The 18,689-nt window shown below is 41.8% G+C and carries 15 protein-coding genes and 1 tRNA gene; 9 read left to right on the top strand and 7 right to left on the bottom strand.

Annotated features, from left to right (window positions below; translation table 11 throughout):
* Positions 1-68 precede the first annotated feature (68 nt).
* On the bottom strand, positions 69-914 hold the full coding sequence (locus Q0017_RS01410; RefSeq protein WP_298141896.1) for an integrase arm-type DNA-binding domain-containing protein: 846 nt from the start codon (positions 912-914) through the stop codon (positions 69-71).
* A gap of 185 nt (positions 915-1,099) precedes the next feature.
* Positions 1,100-1,186 (bottom strand) — tRNA-Leu (locus Q0017_RS01405).
* A gap of 173 nt (positions 1,187-1,359) precedes the next feature.
* Here Q0017_RS01405 and queA point away from each other — a divergent pair.
* From queA to secF, 8 genes are all read left to right on the top strand, one after another.
* Positions 1,360-2,397, top strand: coding sequence for a tRNA preQ1(34) S-adenosylmethionine ribosyltransferase-isomerase QueA (queA, locus tag Q0017_RS01400; RefSeq protein ID WP_298141894.1), 1,038 nt, complete (start codon positions 1,360-1,362; stop codon positions 2,395-2,397).
* Between the two features lie 9 nt (positions 2,398-2,406).
* Positions 2,407-3,441, top strand: coding sequence for a hypothetical protein (locus tag Q0017_RS01395; protein WP_298141892.1), 1,035 nt, complete (start codon positions 2,407-2,409; stop codon positions 3,439-3,441).
* A 9-nt stretch (positions 3,442-3,450) separates the two neighbouring features.
* The gene (locus Q0017_RS01390) at positions 3,451-4,017 is read left to right on the top strand and encodes a LemA family protein (protein WP_298141890.1); all 567 of its coding nucleotides are present in this window, start codon (positions 3,451-3,453) and stop codon (positions 4,015-4,017) included.
* Positions 4,018-4,062: 45 nt separating this feature from the next.
* Complete coding sequence (locus Q0017_RS01385) at positions 4,063-4,884, top strand: DUF4303 domain-containing protein (RefSeq protein WP_298141888.1); 822 nt, start codon at positions 4,063-4,065, stop codon at positions 4,882-4,884.
* 120 nt (positions 4,885-5,004) lie between these two features.
* The gene (tgt, locus tag Q0017_RS01380) at positions 5,005-6,135 is read left to right on the top strand and encodes a tRNA guanosine(34) transglycosylase Tgt (protein WP_298141886.1); all 1,131 of its coding nucleotides are present in this window, start codon (positions 5,005-5,007) and stop codon (positions 6,133-6,135) included.
* Between the two features lie 83 nt (positions 6,136-6,218).
* Positions 6,219-6,548 carry a preprotein translocase subunit YajC gene (gene yajC, locus Q0017_RS01375; RefSeq protein ID WP_298141884.1) on the top strand — a complete coding sequence of 110 codons (330 nt, stop codon included), beginning with the start codon at positions 6,219-6,221 and terminating at the stop codon, positions 6,546-6,548.
* 54 nt (positions 6,549-6,602) lie between these two features.
* Positions 6,603-8,504 (top strand): protein translocase subunit SecD, encoded by a 1,902-nt coding sequence (gene secD, locus Q0017_RS01370; RefSeq protein ID WP_298141881.1) that lies wholly within the window; start codon positions 6,603-6,605, stop codon positions 8,502-8,504.
* An 11-nt stretch (positions 8,505-8,515) separates the two neighbouring features.
* Positions 8,516-9,490, top strand: coding sequence for a protein translocase subunit SecF (gene secF / locus Q0017_RS01365; RefSeq protein ID WP_298141879.1), 975 nt, complete (start codon positions 8,516-8,518; stop codon positions 9,488-9,490).
* 38 nt (positions 9,491-9,528) lie between these two features.
* On the opposite strand, the gene Q0017_RS01360 is transcribed toward secF, so the two are convergent.
* The 5 genes from Q0017_RS01360 to cysM are packed head-to-tail and all read right to left on the bottom strand — an operon-like array spanning position 9,529 to position 15,694.
* The gene (locus Q0017_RS01360; protein ID WP_298141876.1) at positions 9,529-10,137 is read right to left on the bottom strand and encodes a 4'-phosphopantetheinyl transferase superfamily protein; all 609 of its coding nucleotides are present in this window, start codon (positions 10,135-10,137) and stop codon (positions 9,529-9,531) included.
* Between the two features lie 55 nt (positions 10,138-10,192).
* Positions 10,193-12,499, bottom strand: coding sequence for a bifunctional (p)ppGpp synthetase/guanosine-3',5'-bis(diphosphate) 3'-pyrophosphohydrolase (locus tag Q0017_RS01355; RefSeq protein WP_298141874.1), 2,307 nt, complete (start codon positions 12,497-12,499; stop codon positions 10,193-10,195).
* Between the two features lie 45 nt (positions 12,500-12,544).
* Positions 12,545-13,930, bottom strand: coding sequence for a 23S rRNA (uracil(1939)-C(5))-methyltransferase RlmD (gene rlmD / locus Q0017_RS01350; RefSeq protein WP_298141872.1), 1,386 nt, complete (start codon positions 13,928-13,930; stop codon positions 12,545-12,547).
* 6 nt (positions 13,931-13,936) lie between these two features.
* On the bottom strand, positions 13,937-14,758 hold the full coding sequence (locus Q0017_RS01345) for a 3'-5' exonuclease (protein ID WP_298141870.1): 822 nt from the start codon (positions 14,756-14,758) through the stop codon (positions 13,937-13,939).
* 21 nt (positions 14,759-14,779) lie between these two features.
* Positions 14,780-15,694, bottom strand: coding sequence for a cysteine synthase CysM (gene cysM / locus Q0017_RS01340; RefSeq protein ID WP_298141868.1), 915 nt, complete (start codon positions 15,692-15,694; stop codon positions 14,780-14,782).
* A gap of 151 nt (positions 15,695-15,845) precedes the next feature.
* On the opposite strand from cysM, the gene Q0017_RS01335 reads away from it, so the two are divergent.
* Positions 15,846-18,653: an ATP-binding protein gene (locus tag Q0017_RS01335; protein ID WP_298141866.1), complete on the top strand. Its 2,808-nt coding sequence runs from the start codon at positions 15,846-15,848 to the stop codon at positions 18,651-18,653.
* The last annotated feature ends 36 nt before the right edge of the window (positions 18,654-18,689 follow it).

The raw sequence follows: 18,689 nt of genomic DNA, 5'->3' as shown, positions 1-18,689 counted from the left end.
AAAAATGAAATCCCCTCGGGAGTTTCGATCGCTAAACTTAGCAAGTTAACTGTCCGTTTTTACGGGGGCTAATACAGCTTGATACCATTCACCTGGCTTCGCTTAGCAGGTAGCACCCATTGTTGTTTATTGAAATCAATTTCATCCCAGCGAGCAAATCGTAGTTCAGATGAGCGAATGAAAATATGCAAGCCAAGCTCTATACATAACTTTGTCAATTCATCACCCGAGTCAGCTCTGATGCGCCGTATCAGCTCAGGTAACCTGTGTAGTGGTAATGCAGGTCGATGATTCTTAGGAGCTGAGAGATCAAGACTCTCCATTTCTCTTGCATGGTTTACTTCAATCAATCCGTATTGCACTGCATAGCTAAAGATGAGAATAAGGTCAGCTCTAATTCGTTGAGCATTATCAGCACTCTTTTCATAGATATGGTTTAGCACTTTACGAAAATGCTTAGGACGAAGGTCATTAATTGGATAGTGACCTAACATTGGGAATAGGTGATTTTCTAGTTTACGAATGCGCTTATGCTTTGTGTGCTCTTCTAATGGTTTTCGCTTGGCATATTGTTCAAGCCATTCTCTTGCAACAGATTCAAGAGAGTGCCGTACCTTATCGACCTTGTATTCACCTCTCCCAAGAACCTCATCAACCTCTTTACCTAAAGCAATTGATCGTCTGTATTCAGCACCCTTCTCTCGAGCGAGAGCTAGTGGTAATTCAGGAAATGTGCCTAACTTGATCTTATGTGACTTACCAAAGTCATCTCGAAGACGCAGCATCCATGTTCTTGCACCCGAAGGACGTACTACAAGATAAAGTCCATCTCCATCAAATAGACTGTATTCTTTGTCTGTTGGTTTAGCTCGTTCAACTTGTCTTGCTGTTAAAGGTTTTGTAATTTTAGCCATCTGATTTCACCATGAAAACAAGGGAAAATCAGGTACTCATTTAGGGACTTATTTGCCAGAATGACCACCTGAAATCAGGCTAATGAAGTCATTGAGTTTTGAACGAATGGTTAACGCAGATTATTGATTTTAAACAATAAAAAAAGGCTCTAAGTCTTAATGTGCTTAGAGCCTTTTTAGGTAACTGGTCCCGAGGGTCGGACTCGAACCGACACGTCATCTCTGACAGCGGATTTTGAGTCCGCCGCGTCTACCAATTTCACCACCTCGGGAGAGATGTTGTGAGGGCTATAATAAACTTATTTTACAAACTGTCAACGCTTTATCTTGCTATTTGCTTAAAATTAAAGCAGTTAGCTTTTTTTAGCTGCAAAACCGCCAATTTCTGCCATTTAAAACAAAAAAGCATATACTAAGCGCAGTTTTTTTATTCTCTGTGTTACGCATGCAACTGTCTGACTTTAATTTCGATCTCCCTGATGAATTGATTGCCCGCTATCCACTTCAAAGCCGTAGTGCCTCGCGTTTACTGCACGTAGATGCCAATGGTAAACATCATGATCATCAATTTACCGACATTTTAGATTTGCTAAGTCCGGGTGACTTATTGGTGTTAAATGACACCAAAGTCATGAAAGCGCGTTTAAAAGGTAAACGTGCCTCGGGTGGCGCAGTTGAAGTATTGGTTGAGCGTCTGCAAGATCAATTTGTGGCGCATTGCCATATTAAAGCCAGTAACTCACCCAAAGCAGGCGCTGAGCTGTTTATTGGACCCGATCAAGTGAAAGTCACGGTACAAGGTCGCCATGAAAACTTATTTATTGTTGAATTTTCACAGCCAATTTTAGATGTGTTGGATTTATATGGCGCGCTGCCGATTCCGCCTTATTTTAACCGTGAAGCAGAAGATGTTGATACCGAACGCTATCAAACTGTATTTCATGATCCTACCAAAATTGCCAGTGTAGCAGCCCCGACTGCAAGCTTACACTTTGACGCTGAATTACTGCAAAAACTAGCTGACAAAGGTATTCAAACCACTTTTGTGACGCTGCATGTGGGCGCAGGCACTTTCTTACCTGTACGTACCCATGACATTAAAAATCACATTATGCACAGTGAATGGTGCCAAGTGTCTGAGCAAGCCATGCAGATGATTCGTGATACCAAAGCGCGTGGCAACCAAGTGATTGCGGTGGGTACCACTGCCACTCGTGCTACAGAAAGTGCAGCACAAGCCAATGCTGGTGAGCTAAAAGCATGGACGGGAGATACCCAAATCTTTATCTATCCGGGCTATGAGTTTAAAGTGGTGGATCGTTTAATTACCAATTTCCATTTACCTGAATCTACCCTGCTAATGTTGGTGTCGGCATTATCTAATCGTGACAATATTTTAGCGGCTTATGAATATGCCGTTGCAAATCGTTACCGCTTCTTCAGTTATGGCGATGCTATGCTGATTGATCAAGCCAAAAAGTAAGCTTTTCTTATGCCGATCGAGACCAGTCAACATCTGTTAGCCTTGCGTAGTAAAAAAAATGCACAGGTGGCAAACAATCTCGCTCGGCTTTGGGAGATTGCAAAAAATAGCCCCTCCGATGAACAATTGCTAGCACAATTACATCCTTGGGGTGCCTCACCTTGCTTGCGCTTTGATAATGGCTTAGCAATTTTTATAGCATTTGTGGCGGGTTTATTATTATTGCCCTTGCTGTTACAACCTACCGTAATATGGGCACAGCTGTTAGCTTTGGGCGCTGCTGCTTTGTTGTTTTTAAGCTATTTACTTTATGCCCCCAAACGCCCCATTAACGAGGCAATTGAGGCTTTAGAACACAGCATCATTCAAAAAAGATATGCATTAAATTACCACAGCATTCCATCTGCGTTAGGCCGACCTTTAAGCTCAAACTTATTGCTATCACAGCTTAAACAGCAATTTCCAATTTTTAGCCGTGGCAGTGTGAGTAACGACATTCCTTTTTTTGCCAGTTCTGTGTGGCAAGAAGCGGATGGTAAAACCCATCAGGTACTGATTTTTCAATATCATTATGTCAATGAATTGCGCCTGCCCAGCAAAGATGGTCAAACCCAAAGTAAAGAAATTCATCAAGACTTATGGGGAGTGTTTATTTTTGATTTAGACCATGATTTACCCACCTTTGCGGTGAGTACTGAACACAAAAAATTGGCTTATCCGTATCATTTAGAATGGCAAAGTAGTGACATTCAATTGCGTCAACGTGTGTATATGGGTGGGGAAAATCCACTCGAGATGGCCAAAAAAATCACGCCAAGTTTTACCCTAAAATTAGGTGAGTTTTTTGCGCAGCGCCGTGGCGAGGTGTATATTAATGCTAACCAAAATATGCTGTGCTATTTGGGTCGTGATGACTTGATGCAAATTCAACAACAACGCCATAAAAAAATAGATCATATTTCGGCGCTGCGTGGACATTTAAGAACCTTTAGACTACCCAAACTTGAGCGTTTAAAACAACAACTGTTAATACTCTTAGCATAAGGATGAGGCATGTATTTACTGATTTTTCTTGGACTGATTGTAGTGTTGGTGGTCATCATTGTCATGATTCGCAACAATATTATTCGTCATCATAATGCTAGCATTCGTGCTTGGGCAGATGTGGCAAGCTTTGAGCGCCAAAAGGTTAAAATCTTAGATGGTTTACAACCGTTGGTTGAGCAGTATGCCAACTTTGAGCAAGGTACATTGACCCAAGTCACTGAGCTGCGTCAAAACATTATGAAACTCAATATCAATGACACTGATATTGGACGTTTACAGCAGATTGAAAGTTTAAGCAAACAACTGATGCAAAGCTTAAATGTGGTGGTCGAGAACTATCCTGAGCTTAAAGCCAATGAAATTTACTTAAAAATGATGCATGAAATTGAACAACAAAACCAAAATATCGGTGCAGCCATCACCATTTATAACCGTAATGTTGAAGTATTTAATAACTATATTCAGATTTTCCCCAACAATATTATTAATACGGCTACCACCTCTAAAAAACCAATTCGTGCTTTTCGTGATGCATCTGTTACGCAAAACTTTGATTATCGACCAAATTTTTAAATATAATGAGCCACAGTATCAGGCATTCACTATACCAAGGACATCATGTTACAACATCTCACTGTGTTAAAAGATGCGTTAATCCATGAATTTTATAAACTTTATGATCATTATTATGAAGATGAAATTTATGGCTGTGCCTTGGTATTTAATGAATACATGTTACTTGATCATTTAAGTGTTGCTACTCAACGCAGCTTATTTGCAGAACATGAAGATTATGCGCAGTTTTTAAGTCAAGCTGACAAATGGAATGTAAATAAATGGCGTTTTCGCTCAAGTAGCACCGACAGCCAATTACATGCCTTTAATCTTTTACTTAATGAATACTTACAGCAAAATCATGTTTTTGGTACGCCGTTACAACAACAAAATTTAGACACACTTAATAATCTAGATGTATTACTCAGTGCTTTTAAAGACGCTAAAGAAGCCTTGGTTGATTCTTATGGTTTAGATGTCGATCAGATTTTGTTTTTTATTAGCCTACCCACCCAACCCAATCTAGAAATCAATTCTGCCCAAACCTTAAATGGTTCAAGCCAATTGTTGCAAGAATTTTTACAGGCCAAGCAACATCGTCACATGGCCCATAACCCTGCGCGCTTAAAAAAGCTGTCTCAGGCGGACAAAGATATGTTGGTGGACATTGCTCAATTGGTGACAATTGACCCATTTGATTATCTGCAAATTGCCAATCAGGCTTATATTTTAACCCTTGATTCAACCTTTGCAGATATTAATCCTTACATTCAAAAGTTAATCCATACTATTGCTGCGATGGAAGATGCCACCTTTGCTATGAGCCGCGAAGAAATTTTAGAACGCATTGATCAGTTCTATAGTCATTTAGTACGTCAACGCTAATTACACAAAAATACACTCCCACTCAGCAAATGCTAGCGTTTCGGTTAAGAATCAAGGAAAATAGCCCCCTTTATTTTTAGCCATCAGCGAACTGTTTTTTCGCCTTGAGTTGGAACGTTTATGAAGTTTGAAAAATTAATCCAGTCGGGTCGTGCTCGTCGTGGTCGCTTGACTTTAGAACATGGTGTGGTTGAAACACCTATGTTTATGCCTGTAGGTACCTACGGTACAGTCAAAGGTGTGTTGCCACGCGATATCAAAGAGATTAAATCTCAAGTGATTTTGGGCAACACCTTCCATTTATACCTACGTCCCGGTTTAGACGTGATTCGTGAACACGGCGGCTTACACGAGTTCATGAAATGGAATAACCCAATTTTAACCGACTCAGGTGGCTTCCAAGTCTTTAGCTTAGGCGCTATGCGTCAAATTAAAGAAGAAGGTGTGACCTTCCGCTCACCAATTGACGGTTCAAAAGTATTTTTATCACCTGAAATCTCAATGGACATTCAACATACCTTGAATTCTGACATTGTGATGATTTTTGATGAATGTACGCCGTATCCTGCAACCCATGAAGAAGCGCAAAAATCATTGCAGTTGTCATTACGTTGGGCCAAGCGTTGTAAAACCCAACATCATGAAGTGTTAAAAAACCGTAATGCATTGTTTGGTATTATTCAAGGTGGCATGTACGAAGACCTACGTGAAGAATCATTAAAAGGTTTGCTTGAGATTGACTTTGATGGTTATGCCATTGGTGGTTTATCAGTGGGTGAACCTAAAGAAGAGATGATCAAAGTTTTAGATTATCTGCCTGAGCAAATGCCAGCCGATAAACCACGTTATTTAATGGGTGTGGGCAAACCTGAAGATATCGTTGAAGCGGTACGTCGTGGCGTGGATATGTTTGACTGCGTGATGCCAACCCGTAACGCGCGTAATGGTCATTACTTCGTGACTGATGGTTTGGTGCGTATTCGTAACAGCCAATATCGTCATGACCAAGGCCCACTTGACCCACATTGCGATTGCTACACTTGTACCAACTTCACCCGTTCGTATTTATTCCATTTAGAAAAATGCGGTGAAATGCTCGGCTCAATGTTGGGTACCATTCATAATTTACGTTATTACCTACGTTTAACGGAAATGATGCGTGATGCCTTAGATAACGGCACATTTGATGAGTTTGTGACAGACTTTTACACACGTCGTGGTCTAGAAGTACCACCTTGCCCAGTCGATTAATCTTTTTGCCATTTGCGCTAAAGAAAAAGACAAGGTAAATTGCTGTTCAAGACATTATTGATTTAGTATTTAGGAAATTATAGATGAGCCTTTTTATTTCAACCGCTCATGCAGCCGGTGAAGCCGCACAACAACCAAGCCTGATGGCCAACATTTTAATGATTGCTGTGTTTGTGGCAATTTTCTACTTCTTAATTTGGCGCCCTCAAGCAAAACGTGCCAAAGAACACCGTAGCCTAGTTGAAAGCTTAGGTGTAGGTAGTGAAGTGGTGTTTGCTGGTGGTTTGATGGGTCGCATTCTCAAAATTGAAGGCGATTTTGCGGTGGTTGAGCTCAGCCGTGGCGTAGAAGTTAAAATTCAACGTGCAAGCGTGATTTCGGTTTTACCTGAAGGCACTTTAAATAACCTTTAATCACTGTTTAAGTCGTGCACCTTGCACGACTTTTTTATTTTAAGAAGAAAATAAATGCGTTACCCTGCATGGAAATATCTACTGATCCTCGTGGTTTTGGCGATCAGTACTTTATATGCCCTGCCAAGTTTGTATCCTGATGAACCTGCTGTGCAAATTTCGGGTGCCAAAGCCGGTACTCAAATTGACCAGAGCATCGTACAAAAAGCAGAGCAAATCCTCAAAAGCGAAAATCTTTCAAGTCATGACAACAGCTTTAGCAATAATGCTGCCTTGTTACGTCTAGATTCATCAGAAGCTCAGCTCAAAGCCAAAGAAGCCTTACGTCAAGGTTTAGGCGATGACTATGTCGTTGCGTTAAACTTAGCGCCAACTACCCCAGAGTGGCTACAAAAAATTGGTGCTAAACCAATGAAGCTTGGTTTGGATTTACGTGGTGGTGTACATTTCTTACTTGAAGTAGATATGGACAAAGCGATTAGTCAGCGTATGGAAACATCCGCGACCGATCTACGTCGTCAACTTCGTGATAACAACATCAAATTTAATAGCTTAAGCTTAAACAACAATACACTTACGGTTCAATTTGCCAATAACGATGACCGTAGTGCTGCGATGGACTTTTTACGTCGCAATGGTAATGAGTTTAATCAACAAGCCCTTGCAACCGAAACTGGTGCAACCTTACGTTTAGAATACACAGATGCACGTCGTCAAGAAATTCAAAGCTATGCGGTCAATCAAAACTTAACCACCTTACGTAATCGTATTAACGAATTAGGTGTGGCTGAAGCTTTGGTTCAAACGCAAGGTAGCAACCGTATTGTGGTTGAATTACCCGGCGTTCAAGACACAGCCGAAGCAAAACGTGTTTTGGGTCGTACAGCAAACTTAGAGTTCCGTTTGGTGTCGGACTTAAACGACCAATACATTGACCCATATTTGGGTAAATCAAATGGTCAACCGATTCCACCGGGTACTGAAGTATTTGCTTTTGAATCGCTCGACAGTGGTCGTGAGTTACTGCTGAATCGTAGTCGTATCTTAACGGGTGAGCGCGTACAAAACGCATCTAGCGGTTTTAGCCAAGATACCGGCGGTGCTGAGGTAAATATTACCCTCGACTCTGCGGGTGGTAAATTGATGTCAGATGCTACACGTAATGCCGTAGGCAAGCGTATGGCAGTATTGTTTATTGAAAATAAACAAAAAATTAGTTTTGTGACCGACCCTGAAACCGGTACACAAACAGAAGTGCGTACTCCATACACCGAATCTGTGGTGATTAACGCCGCAACCATTCAAGCGGTATTGGGTTCACAGTTTAGAATCACAGGTCTTGACTCACCACAAGAAGCAGCAGAACTTGCCTTAATGCTACGTGCAGGTGCTTTAGCTGCGCCAATGTACTTTGTTGAAGAACGTGTCATTGGTCCAAGTTTGGGTCAAGAAAACATTGATAAAGGCGTGCTATCGACTCAAATTGGCTTCTTATTGGTGGCAATTTGGATGGTGGTATTCTTCCGTTTATTTGGGGTGATTGCCAACTTTGCCTTAGTGTTTAACTTAGCCATGATCTTAACTGTCATGTCTTGGTTAGGTGCATCATTAACACTACCGGGTATAGCAGGTATTGTGATTACCATTGGTATGGCGGTGGATGCCAACGTACTAATTTGTGAGCGAATACGTGAGGAAATCAAATGGGGAGCTTCGCCAAAACAAGCGATTGTGGCCGGTTATGAGCGTGCTTATAACACCATTTTTGACTCCAACTTAACCACGTTCTTGGTGGCATTTATTCTATTTGCCATTGGTACAGGCCCAATTAAAGGCTTTGCTGTCACGTTAATGATTGGTATTGTCTGCTCGATGTTTACTGCCATTACAGTCACGCGTGCCATTGTACAGCTGATTTATGGCAAAAAACGCGACCTGAAAAAGTTGAGCATTTAAGGAGATCGATGATGACTGAAAATTCTCAACCGCAATATGGTCGCCCTGAAGAAGAACGCGTGATTCCATTTATGAAGATCGCTTTGCCTGCGGCATTGCTGTCTATCTTCTTAATTGTTGCAAGTATTTTCTTTATTGCCACCAAAGGTTTAAACCTAGGTTTAGACTTTACCGGTGGTATTGCTGCAGAGCTCAATTACACCAATCCGGTTAAACCTGAGCAAGTGAGCAGTGCCTTAAGCCAAGCTGGCTTTAATGACGCTGTGGTACAAACTTTAGGTTCAGAACGTGACCTAATGGTACGTATGCCGGTGCAAGAAGACATTGAAGCTGAAGACTTAACCAACACCATTACTCAAGCTGTTCAGTTGCCTAACAATGCTGCTGAAGTGCCAAAAGTTGACGTAGTCGGTGGTCAAGTTGGTAATGAGTTATATGTGCGCTCAGCCGGTGCTGTGGGCTTAGCGTTATTGCTCATGTTGGTGTATGTCACCATTCGCTTTGAATTTAAGCTGGCGATGGGTGCGGTATTGTCTTTGTTCCACGACATTGTGGTGACACTGGGTATCTTTGCATTTATGCAATGGCCATTTGACTTAACTGTACTTGCAGCATTGTTGGCGATTATTGGCTTCTCACTGAACGATAACATTGTGGTATCGGATCGTATTCGTGAAAACTTCCGTAAGATTCGTGGTGCAACGCCATTAGAAGTGGTCAATATTGCCCTCACTGAAACCTTACGTCGTACCATTCACACCTCTATGACGCTGTTATTGGTGGTTGTAGCCATGATGCTGATGGGCGGTGATGGTCTGAAATGGTTCTCGATTGCCATGTTTGTTGGTGTGTTTGTGGGTACTTATTCTTCGATTTATATTGGTACAGGCTTTGCACTATGGCGTGGTCTGAACCGTCAAGACTTTATTGTCACGGTTAAACCTGAATTTGAAGAACAAGGTGATGAGCAATTGCCACCGCGTTAATCTGTAATCTTAAACAGCCTATCTTCGGATGGGCTTTTTTATGCCCATGTGATTTGTGGGCGGATCTGGCTTTTACGCCATGCAATCGTCACAAGTGCAGCGTCTAATACTACATGCTCATATTCAAAGGCTCCTAATGATGAATGCTGCATCTGCCCTTGCATGTGTCCAAATTTCACATTGGTTTCTAACGTGTTGAGACTTAAACGAATCCCAAGTCCTGCAGCTTTAACAATCGCTTCTTTAGCAGTCCAAATCTGAAACCAATAACCTGTATCTTGTCCACTGGCATACCACGCTTGTAATTCATTGTGGGTAAACGCGTGTTCAGCCAATGCCACAAAGCGTACTTTGCGGTCTAAGTCTTCAATATCAACGCCAATATCTGGCTGGGAATGGCTCATAACCAAAGCATAATGCTGCTGACTATGGCTATGATTAAAAGCTAAATCGGGTAAATAAGGTTTGCCATAGCTTGTTTTTAACAACTCAGAAGGCTGAATGTTACGACCTAAATATTGACTCAGCTTGACTAAGCGGTAAGCATGTAAGGCTTGCTTTTGTGCAGCCACATATTGCGGACGGGTAAGATCTGTAGCTAGTGTCACCAAATGATGAATAGGCTGACAGTCAAGAGAGATGTGCATAATGGTATTCCATAAAAAAAACCAGCAAGCGAGCTTGCTGGTCTTGGTCGCAGGTTTAGTTGCCTTGAACTAAACGACGTGCGCTGATAATGCCCGGTTGCTGCTCTAAACGTGCCAACAAACGTGATAATTGTGCCAAACCTTTAACTTCAATTAATAATTTCATATTGGCAATCCCATCAGCTTCTGAGATGGTATTGACCTGACGAATATTAATTTGATCTGAAAAAATCACTTGGGTTAAGTCTTTGAGCAAACCACGGCGATCATAAGCTTCCACCACAATTTGCACACTTTGACCACGCGTAGGTTGCATTTCCCAATCGGCTTCTACGGCACGTTCAGGTTCATTGTGAATCATGCGTAGATAATCGGTACAAGCCACTTTGTGAATGCTCACCCCACGATTTAAAGTAATGTAACCGGCAATGGATTCACCATGTACTGGCTGACAGCACTGCGCAATATGCAACTCTACATTGTCTAAACCATCAATTAAAATGCCATGTGCAGACAAAGTATGACTAGCACGCGGATTTAAAGTTGGTTTAAGCACCAATTCAGGTTCATCCTGATCAAGGTGCATATGACGATTGACTTGGTTAATCAAAGCATGCAGGCTGATGTCGCCATTGACCAAGCCAATTAAAATATCTTCGCCTGATTTGACATTAAAATGATTGCAATAATCCGCCAAATCAATACTTTTAGGATGCAGTGCTAAACGCAACAATTCTTTATGCAGAATATCACGTCCAACTTCTAAGTTTTTACTGCGATCTTGCTGACGGAACCAATGGCGCAGTTTGTCACGCGCACGTCCTGTCTTAATATAACCAAGTGAATTGACCAACCAATCACGATTTGGCTCACGGTCTTTTTTGGTTAAAATTTCAACCTGCTCACCAGTTTTTAAGGTGTAGGTTAACGGCACATAACGCTGATTGACGCGTGCTGCATAACACTTATTGCCCACTTCGGTGTGCACATGATAGGCAAAATCCAGCACCGTCGAACCACGCGGTAATTCTTTAATATCACCATCACGACTAAAGACATAAATTTTTTCAAAATCTTCAAATTCTTGAATTTTATCAAAATTTTCTTCAGCATCTTCGTCTTTGTGGGCGCTGGCATCATTACGTTCTTGATAATGTTCAAGCACGGCACGTAAAGAATGTAAGCGATGATTAAACGAATGATCGGTGTTTTTAGAGCCTTCTTTATAATTAAAGTGCGAACACACCCCAAGTTCAGCTTCGTTATGCATGGCATGGGTACGAATCTGCACTTCTAAAGATTTGTTTTCTGCAATGACTGCGGTATGTAATGAGCGATAACCATTGGCTTTAGGATTGGTAATATAGTCATCAAATTGATGCGGAATATGCCGCCACATCTGATGCACAATCCCTAACGTGTGATAACACTCAGGCACTGCTTTAACCAACACACGCACCGCACGAATATCGTAAAGCTGATCAAAACTTAAGTCTTTACTCTTCATTTTACGATAGATCGAGTAAATATGTTTCACTCGTCCACTAATTTCAGCTTCAATGCCATATTCAAGTAAAGCATTACGCAACTTATCAATCACAAACTGAATATATTGCTCACGCTCTAAACGCTTTTCATTGAGTAAAGAGGCAATTTCTTTATAACGTTCTGGAGCTAAATAACGGAAAGCTAAGTCTTCAAGTTCCCACTTTAACTGCGCAATCCCCAAACGGTGCGCAAGAGGCGAGTAAATGGTTAAAATTTCACGTGCCACACGTTCTTGACGGTCTTTGGATGACTTGGCCAATTCACGTAAGGCATAGGTACGCTCTGCCAATTTAATCAACACTACGCGGACATCTTCAGTCACCGAAATCAGCATTTTATAAATGCCGGTCAGATGTTCACGTTGGTTATTGTTAAAGTGATCTTCTAAGCGTTTATTTTTTTCAATTAACTCCGACAGCTTACCCATGGCCAAAGTGCCTTTGACTAAGCCATGCACATTGGCACCAAAGTCATTGAGCACCTCTTCAAGCGAAATTACCCCTTCACGTACACCACGATACAGCATTGCCGCCGACAAGGTATCTTCATCGACATACAGATGTGCCAAGATATTGGCCATCTCTAAACCGGTGTAAAAGGTATTGGAAGGATGCTTGACCGTACTTTCTAACTCGCGCTGTAAGGCAAGTTGGGCAACTTCTTCGAGTTGTTTAAGTTCTGCGCCATCAAAAATATCACGAACACGATCAAGCCATTCAGCTAAATCGTGCTGAGCTTGTTCAGCATGCTCAACAGTCGTTTCCTCAGACAATTCATTCAATCGTCCCGGAAGTTGTTCACGCACTGTGACCATAGCCGTCTCCTACTTCTCTTCTAAGCTGCATCATATATTATAAATTTATAAGTCGTCTATTTTGTGTTTTTTAAATAAAGCAATCGATTCAACATGCCCGGTATGAGTAAACATATCCATCACACCCGCTTGAATCAATTCATAGCCATGTTCTGCCAAAATTTTAGCATCACGCGCCAAAGTGGCCGGATTACATGACACATACACCAAACGTTTTGCACCAAATTTGGGCACATAATGCATCACTTGTTCTGCACCGCTACGTGGTGGATCAATCAATAATGCATCAAAGCCTTGTTTTGCCCAAGCTTGGTGCGAAAAATCTTGTGTTAAATCTTGTGAATAAAATTGCACCTGTTTGATTTGGTTGAGTTTGGCATTTTCTGTACCACGCTTCACCATTTCATCGCTACCTTCTACCCCAATCACTTGCCCATCTTCACCCACACAACGTGCCAATGGCAAGGAGAAGTTACCTAAACCACAAAATAGATCTAAAACACGTTCGCCGGGCTGCAAGTCTAGCAATTGGCATGCCAACTGTACCATTTTAGGATTTACCGTTGAGTTAACTTGCGTAAAGTCATGTGGATGAAAGGCAAAACGCAATGCAAACTCAGGCAAACTGTAATGTAAGCGTGAAGCGGCATTGGCTTGATCAATACGCACTAAGTTTTTGTCGTCACCTGCCAAATACAACTGCCAACCTTTATGTAACGCAAATTCGCGCAATTGGTTGACATCCTGCTCACTTAAAGGCTGTAAATGACGCAATACCAAGGCAATCTCTTCGTCCCCCATGGCCAATTCCAAATGACCGATGTGGGCTTTACCCTCTAGCCCTTGCAGCAATTGTTTTAAACGCGTCAGTGAACCAAATTGCTCATCTAAAATTAAGCAACGATCAATCGAGGTGAGTTTATTACTTTGCTTTTCACGAAAACCTACCACTAGCTTATCTTGGTGGGCAATATAACGCACACCAATACGCGCTTTACGGCGGTAGTCTTCACGCGCTGATCGCATAGGCTCTAACCAACTTTCTGGGCTTAAACCGGCAAAATGAGTCAAATGAGATTCTAGTACTTGCTGTTTCAGACGAATTTGTTCATCTTTGGCAATGTGCTGCATATTACAACCACCACAATGCTCAATATGCACACACGGCGGTTGCACACGTAGATCAGACGGCTCACCTAATACTTCAAGGCAATCGGCTTCTTCTAAGCGTTTCACCACATTGGTGATTTTGGCAAGCACAGTTTCGCCCGGTAAAGCCCCTTCAATAAAGACTTTTTTACCGTGCTTATCACTTGGATGATCCGGATGGCTGCCATAATGCGCTATCCCTCGTCCTTCATGTGATAGCGATTCAACCTGAAAAATGTACTTGGGTTGGGCCGTAGGACGAGGTTTAGCTCTGTGTTTCATGGATACCTAATTTTTATCTGGGGAGAAATCTAATGCAGTAAATGCAGTGTGTTGTGCGTTGTTGCGCCAAAGCTGCAAAAACTCGCTCTGTTGCGGTTGCGTATGTAAATAGTCAATGCTGCGTTGAATCCACATGTGATGGATGTCTTTGCTGATTAAACCTTTGAGTAATGCCCAACGCAAAAATACCAACCATGTATTTAAGACATCACCTTCACAATAGCTGGTCAGTGCTTGCCAATTTTCATCGGCCACGTATTTGGGTACATGATAACCTGCCAAGCCACGTTTACCCGGAAAACCAAGTAAATGTGCGATATCATCGAGCTTTTGGAAATTACGACCATTAAACATGGCCATCACATCCATTAAATCGACATGACGCTGATGATAACGGTTTTGATAGTTATTATAGCGTTTTTGGTTATCAATTTCGCCTTGATCAAACAAACTTGGCGCAGATAAACCATGATACATGGCACGATATAAAATTACCGGCAAATCAAATTGTGAACCATTCCAACTGACTAAAGTTGGATAACGCTTGTCAAAGATTGACAGAAACTTTTCTAAAATTTCATATTCACTATAGTGCTGTTGGCTAAATGAAAACAGTTTGATCTGTTCTTGTTCATTAATCCACAGCCCAGAAATACACACAATTTCATGTAAAGGCAAACGCTGAAAATCAGTGCCTGCCTCTTGACGGCGTAGTTTTGCCAACGCAGCATCTAAATCATCTGCTGGCAAATCAAGGTCATATAAATGCGCACCTGATTTTTTGTCGGTTAAGGTTTCAATATCAAAAACTAATACCGGTAAACGCATACAATGACCCTTTTTGATTGCTTAGTCTTGAACTGAGAACAAACCTGTCGATAAATAACGATCGCCACGGTCGCATACAATACATACAATAACAGCATCTGGCTGTTGTTCAGCAATTTTTACCGCAGCCCATACCGCACCACCTGATGATACGCCTGCGCTAATTCCTTCACGACGTGCCAATTGACGGGCGGTTTTTTCCGCTTCAATTTGTGGAATATCCATAATCTGATCAACGCGTGAAGCATCAAAAATCGTTGGTAGATATTCTGTTGGCCAACGACGAATACCGGGAATATTCGATCCTTCAGCCGGTTGTAAGCCTACAATTTGAATGTCTGGATTTTGTTCTTTTAAATATTTAGAAATGCCCATGATGGTGCCTGTAGTGCCCATAGAGCTGACAAAATGGGTAATTTTACCCCCTGTTTGACGCCAAATTTCAGGACCTGTGGTCAGGTAATGTGCCTCAACGTTATCAGGATTACCAAACTGATTCAGTACTAAGCCTACACCATCGGCTTGCATTTTGAGTGCTAAATCACGTGCTTCTTCCATGTTATTGGCTTCAATTAACTCAGCCCCATACGCTGCCATAGCATCTTTACGCTCTTGGCTGGAATTGGCCGGCATAATCAGTTTCATCTGGTAGCCGCGCATGGCTGCGACCATCGCTAAAGCAATGCCTGTATTTCCGCTGGTCGCTTCAATTAACGTATCACCCGGCTGAATCTGACCACGCTTTTCGGCTTGCATAATCATATTATAAGCAGGACGATCTTTGACTGAGCCGGCAGGGTTATTGCCTTCTAGTTTCGCCAATACTGTTGCTTGAGTATGATTTGCCAGACGCTGTAAACGCACCAGTGGTGTGTTACCGACATAGTGATCGAGTAAAAATTCGTCTGCTTGAAAATCAGGGGTTGTGTTACGCATGGTCCGTACCTGTATCGAGGTGCGGCTATTGTATGAAAAAATGCTTGATTCTGCACCCATTTAACAGGCTTTTTCTTATCGGTATGTAAAGGCGCATCACAGGAAAAAAGCATGTTAAACTCTTGCCCAAACAAAAGCTGCCCAACTGATCATGTCCAATATCAATAAAAAATTATTTAAGCGCTTACACTTAAATCACGCTTATGGGCAACTCATTGCCTTAATTTTTGTGCCCATTATGGTGTTGGCCTGTGTGGGTGCAGCTTTAGTTTTAACTGAAACCTCAGATGCCGCCAAAGCGCAGCAACGGCAAATGGCAATTGCAATTTTAACCCGTTTTCAAACCCAAGCCGAACAAGCCATCACCCTACTCAATTATTATCCTTTGCATTACGATCATGGTCGCACCTTTATGCAAACCATGATGAACAATAAGCATGTGATTCGGACTGCAATTCTTGATGATAAAGGTGTCAATCGGTTAAGTTTAGGTGATCAAGCCCAAGCACCGTGGCCAAAACCTAGCCCCAATATCAGCTTTTTAGGGCCGATTGCACATCAAAATAGCCATATTTATGGCATGGCGATTCATCAATCTCCTAATAAAACCGCATGGCTGATGGTTGAATTGGACAATCAACCCTTACAAATTGCGCGCTATCGTGTGTTAATTGTGTTGGTCGCCACAGGCTTACTGACCTTATTGTTGTTATTGCTGTGCTTAAACTTTTATTCACGGCGTTGGATTGCCCCGATGTACGAAATTCGGATGCAGTTGCAACGCCTCAATGCCGACACCTTAGATCAGCATATGGTGATTAATAGCACCGGTGAATTACGCCTGTTACAGCGTGATATTGCCAATGTGGTTAAACGCTTACATTACAGCTTTTTAGAACTTAAAGAACATACCGAACAAACCGAAGACGATTTACGCCGTACTTTAGACACTTTAGAAGTGCAAAACATCACCTATCGTCAAGCACGCGATCAGGCTATTCAAGCCAATCAATCTAAATCGGTGTTTTTAGCCAACATTAGCCATGAGTTACGCACACCCTTAAACAGTATTGATGGCTTTATTCACCTGTTACTGCGCCAAGGTCATTTATCTACCGAGCAAAACTTATATTTACAAACCATTCGTAAATCATCCGCGCATTTATTGGCGTTAATTAATGATGTATTGGATTTTTCTAAAATTGATGCCGGCAAACTTGAACTAGAAACCGCGCCTTTTGATTTAGAAGAAGCCATTTTTGATGTAATGGATATGCTCTCACCCTTAGCCGCGCAAAAGCAAATTGCGATGGCCTTTTATTATGCCGACAATATTCCACAGCATGTGATTGGCGATGCGCTGCGCTTTAAACAGATTTTAACCAATCTGATTTCTAATGCGATTAAATTCACCCCTGATGGGGAAATTATTGTACGTGTGCGCATGGAACATGACGATATTGGTCAATGTTTATTACATTTTAGCGTACAAGACAGCGGTATTGGTTTAAGTGGTACCGACCGTAAAAAACTGTTTGAATCTTTCTCGCAAGGTGATGCATCGGTCACGCGTCAGTTTGGTGGTACCGGTTTAGGCTTGGCCATTTCCAAGCAATTGGTGCATTTAATGCAAGGTCATATTGGCTTTGAAGATAACCAAGAACGCGCACCCACAGAAAAAGGCTCAACCTTTTGGTTTACTGCCATGTTGAGCGTTAATGAAGAAGATTACACACCGCATCCGGACTTTAGTCATATTCAAGTTCTTTCGTATTTATCACACCCTGCCACTGCCAATGTGCTGCGTCACTATCTAGAAAACTATAATGTACAGCACCGTGAATCTAGCTCAATTTTGGAATTGTTTAGCGATTTAAATCAGTTAGATGCCAATGAAAATACCTGGCTGATTGTTGACCATAGTGGTGATAGTGCTGCGTTGTTGCGTGAAATTCGTCATCGTTATCGTGGTAATTTAGCAGTGTATGGCTATCAAATGCAGCTTGAACCCAATGTACTCAATGACTATCAAGCGCGGGCTTTGTATCAACCGTTAAGTCGTAGTGCCTTAATTGCCTTACTCAAGCAACAAGAGCCTGTGGTGGTGGAGTTTGAGCAATTTAATGGTCAAGGGCTGCATGTGTTGGCCGTGGATGATCATCTGCCTAATTTAATTGTATTAGAAGCTCTATTGGCTGAGCTGAATGTCAAAATGACCCGTGCTTTAAGTGGGCAAGAAGCGTTAAGTATTTTAGAGCAACAAATGCAACAAGGTCAGCCAGGTTTCGATTTGGTATTTATGGATATTCAAATGCCGGTGATGTCAGGTTTAGATACCACCCGTGCGATTCGTTCACTTGAATCTACTTTTGATCATGCACAACGCTTACCTGTTGTGGCACTCACCGCACATGCGTTAGCCGATGAAAAACAACGCTTATTACAAGGCGGTATGGACGATTATGTGACCAAGCCCATTCAAATCGAGCAAATCATTCAAATTTTAACCCAATGGACCAAACAAAGTTTTGAGCATAATCAGCTTAAAATTGAGAATAAACCTTTGGGGAGTATTGATCCTCAGATTTTAAATTGGCAACAAAGCTTACAATTGGCAGCCAATAAGCCCGACTTAGCGTTAGATTTGCTTAAAATGCTGCTAGAGAGTTTTGATAAAGACTTAAGCGAAATGCAAGAGTTGATTGAAGTGGAAGACTTCCCTCAGCTTGAACATGTATTACATCGTTTATATGGCGCAACGCGTTATGTGGGTACGCCCACCTTGCAACAGGTCAGTGGTGATTTTGAACAATTTGTTTCGATTTTACGTAAACAACAAAGAATTGCCGATCAAGCCTTTATTGATGATGCTTTAGTACATTTTGATGCACTAAAAGCCGCAATAGAAGATGTCCGGCATGCCGCGCAGCAATTGTTAAATCAAGCAGCTCTTGAATGATCTATGCCCACAACATGCTATGCTCAAGCAAAATCT

It is taken from the genome of uncultured Acinetobacter sp., from assembly GCF_947624825.1.
In the GTDB taxonomy this organism is placed as follows: domain Bacteria; phylum Pseudomonadota; class Gammaproteobacteria; order Pseudomonadales; family Moraxellaceae; genus Acinetobacter.
Note: the sequence above shows the minus strand (reverse complement) of the source record. Positions and strands in the feature narration are given on the sequence as shown.

What these genes read in the sequence shown, in the direction of transcription:
- yajC (WP_298141884.1), top strand. Translation starts at nt 6,219, where the DNA reads ATGAGCCTTTTTATTTCAACCGCTCATGCAGCCGGTGAAGCCGCACAA.
- queA (WP_298141894.1), top strand. Translation starts at nt 1,360, where the DNA reads ATGCAACTGTCTGACTTTAATTTCGATCTCCCTGATGAATTGATTGCC.
- Q0017_RS01390 (WP_298141890.1), top strand. Translation starts at nt 3,451, where the DNA reads ATGTATTTACTGATTTTTCTTGGACTGATTGTAGTGTTGGTGGTCATC.
- Q0017_RS01385 (WP_298141888.1), top strand. Translation starts at nt 4,063, where the DNA reads ATGTTACAACATCTCACTGTGTTAAAAGATGCGTTAATCCATGAATTT.
- cysM (WP_298141868.1), bottom strand. Translation starts at nt 15,694, where the DNA reads ATGCGTAACACAACCCCTGATTTTCAAGCAGACGAATTTTTACTCGAT.
- Q0017_RS01360 (WP_298141876.1), bottom strand. Translation starts at nt 10,137, where the DNA reads ATGCACATCTCTCTTGACTGTCAGCCTATTCATCATTTGGTGACACTA.
- rlmD (WP_298141872.1), bottom strand. Translation starts at nt 13,930, where the DNA reads ATGAAACACAGAGCTAAACCTCGTCCTACGGCCCAACCCAAGTACATT.
- tgt (WP_298141886.1), top strand. Translation starts at nt 5,005, where the DNA reads ATGAAGTTTGAAAAATTAATCCAGTCGGGTCGTGCTCGTCGTGGTCGC.
- Q0017_RS01335 (WP_298141866.1), top strand. Translation starts at nt 15,846, where the DNA reads ATGTCCAATATCAATAAAAAATTATTTAAGCGCTTACACTTAAATCAC.
- secD (WP_298141881.1), top strand. Translation starts at nt 6,603, where the DNA reads ATGCGTTACCCTGCATGGAAATATCTACTGATCCTCGTGGTTTTGGCG.
- Q0017_RS01395 (WP_298141892.1), top strand. Translation starts at nt 2,407, where the DNA reads ATGCCGATCGAGACCAGTCAACATCTGTTAGCCTTGCGTAGTAAAAAA.
- Q0017_RS01345 (WP_298141870.1), bottom strand. Translation starts at nt 14,758, where the DNA reads ATGCGTTTACCGGTATTAGTTTTTGATATTGAAACCTTAACCGACAAA.
- Q0017_RS01355 (WP_298141874.1), bottom strand. Translation starts at nt 12,499, where the DNA reads ATGGTCACAGTGCGTGAACAACTTCCGGGACGATTGAATGAATTGTCT.
- secF (WP_298141879.1), top strand. Translation starts at nt 8,516, where the DNA reads ATGACTGAAAATTCTCAACCGCAATATGGTCGCCCTGAAGAAGAACGC.
- Q0017_RS01410 (WP_298141896.1), bottom strand. Translation starts at nt 914, where the DNA reads ATGGCTAAAATTACAAAACCTTTAACAGCAAGACAAGTTGAACGAGCT.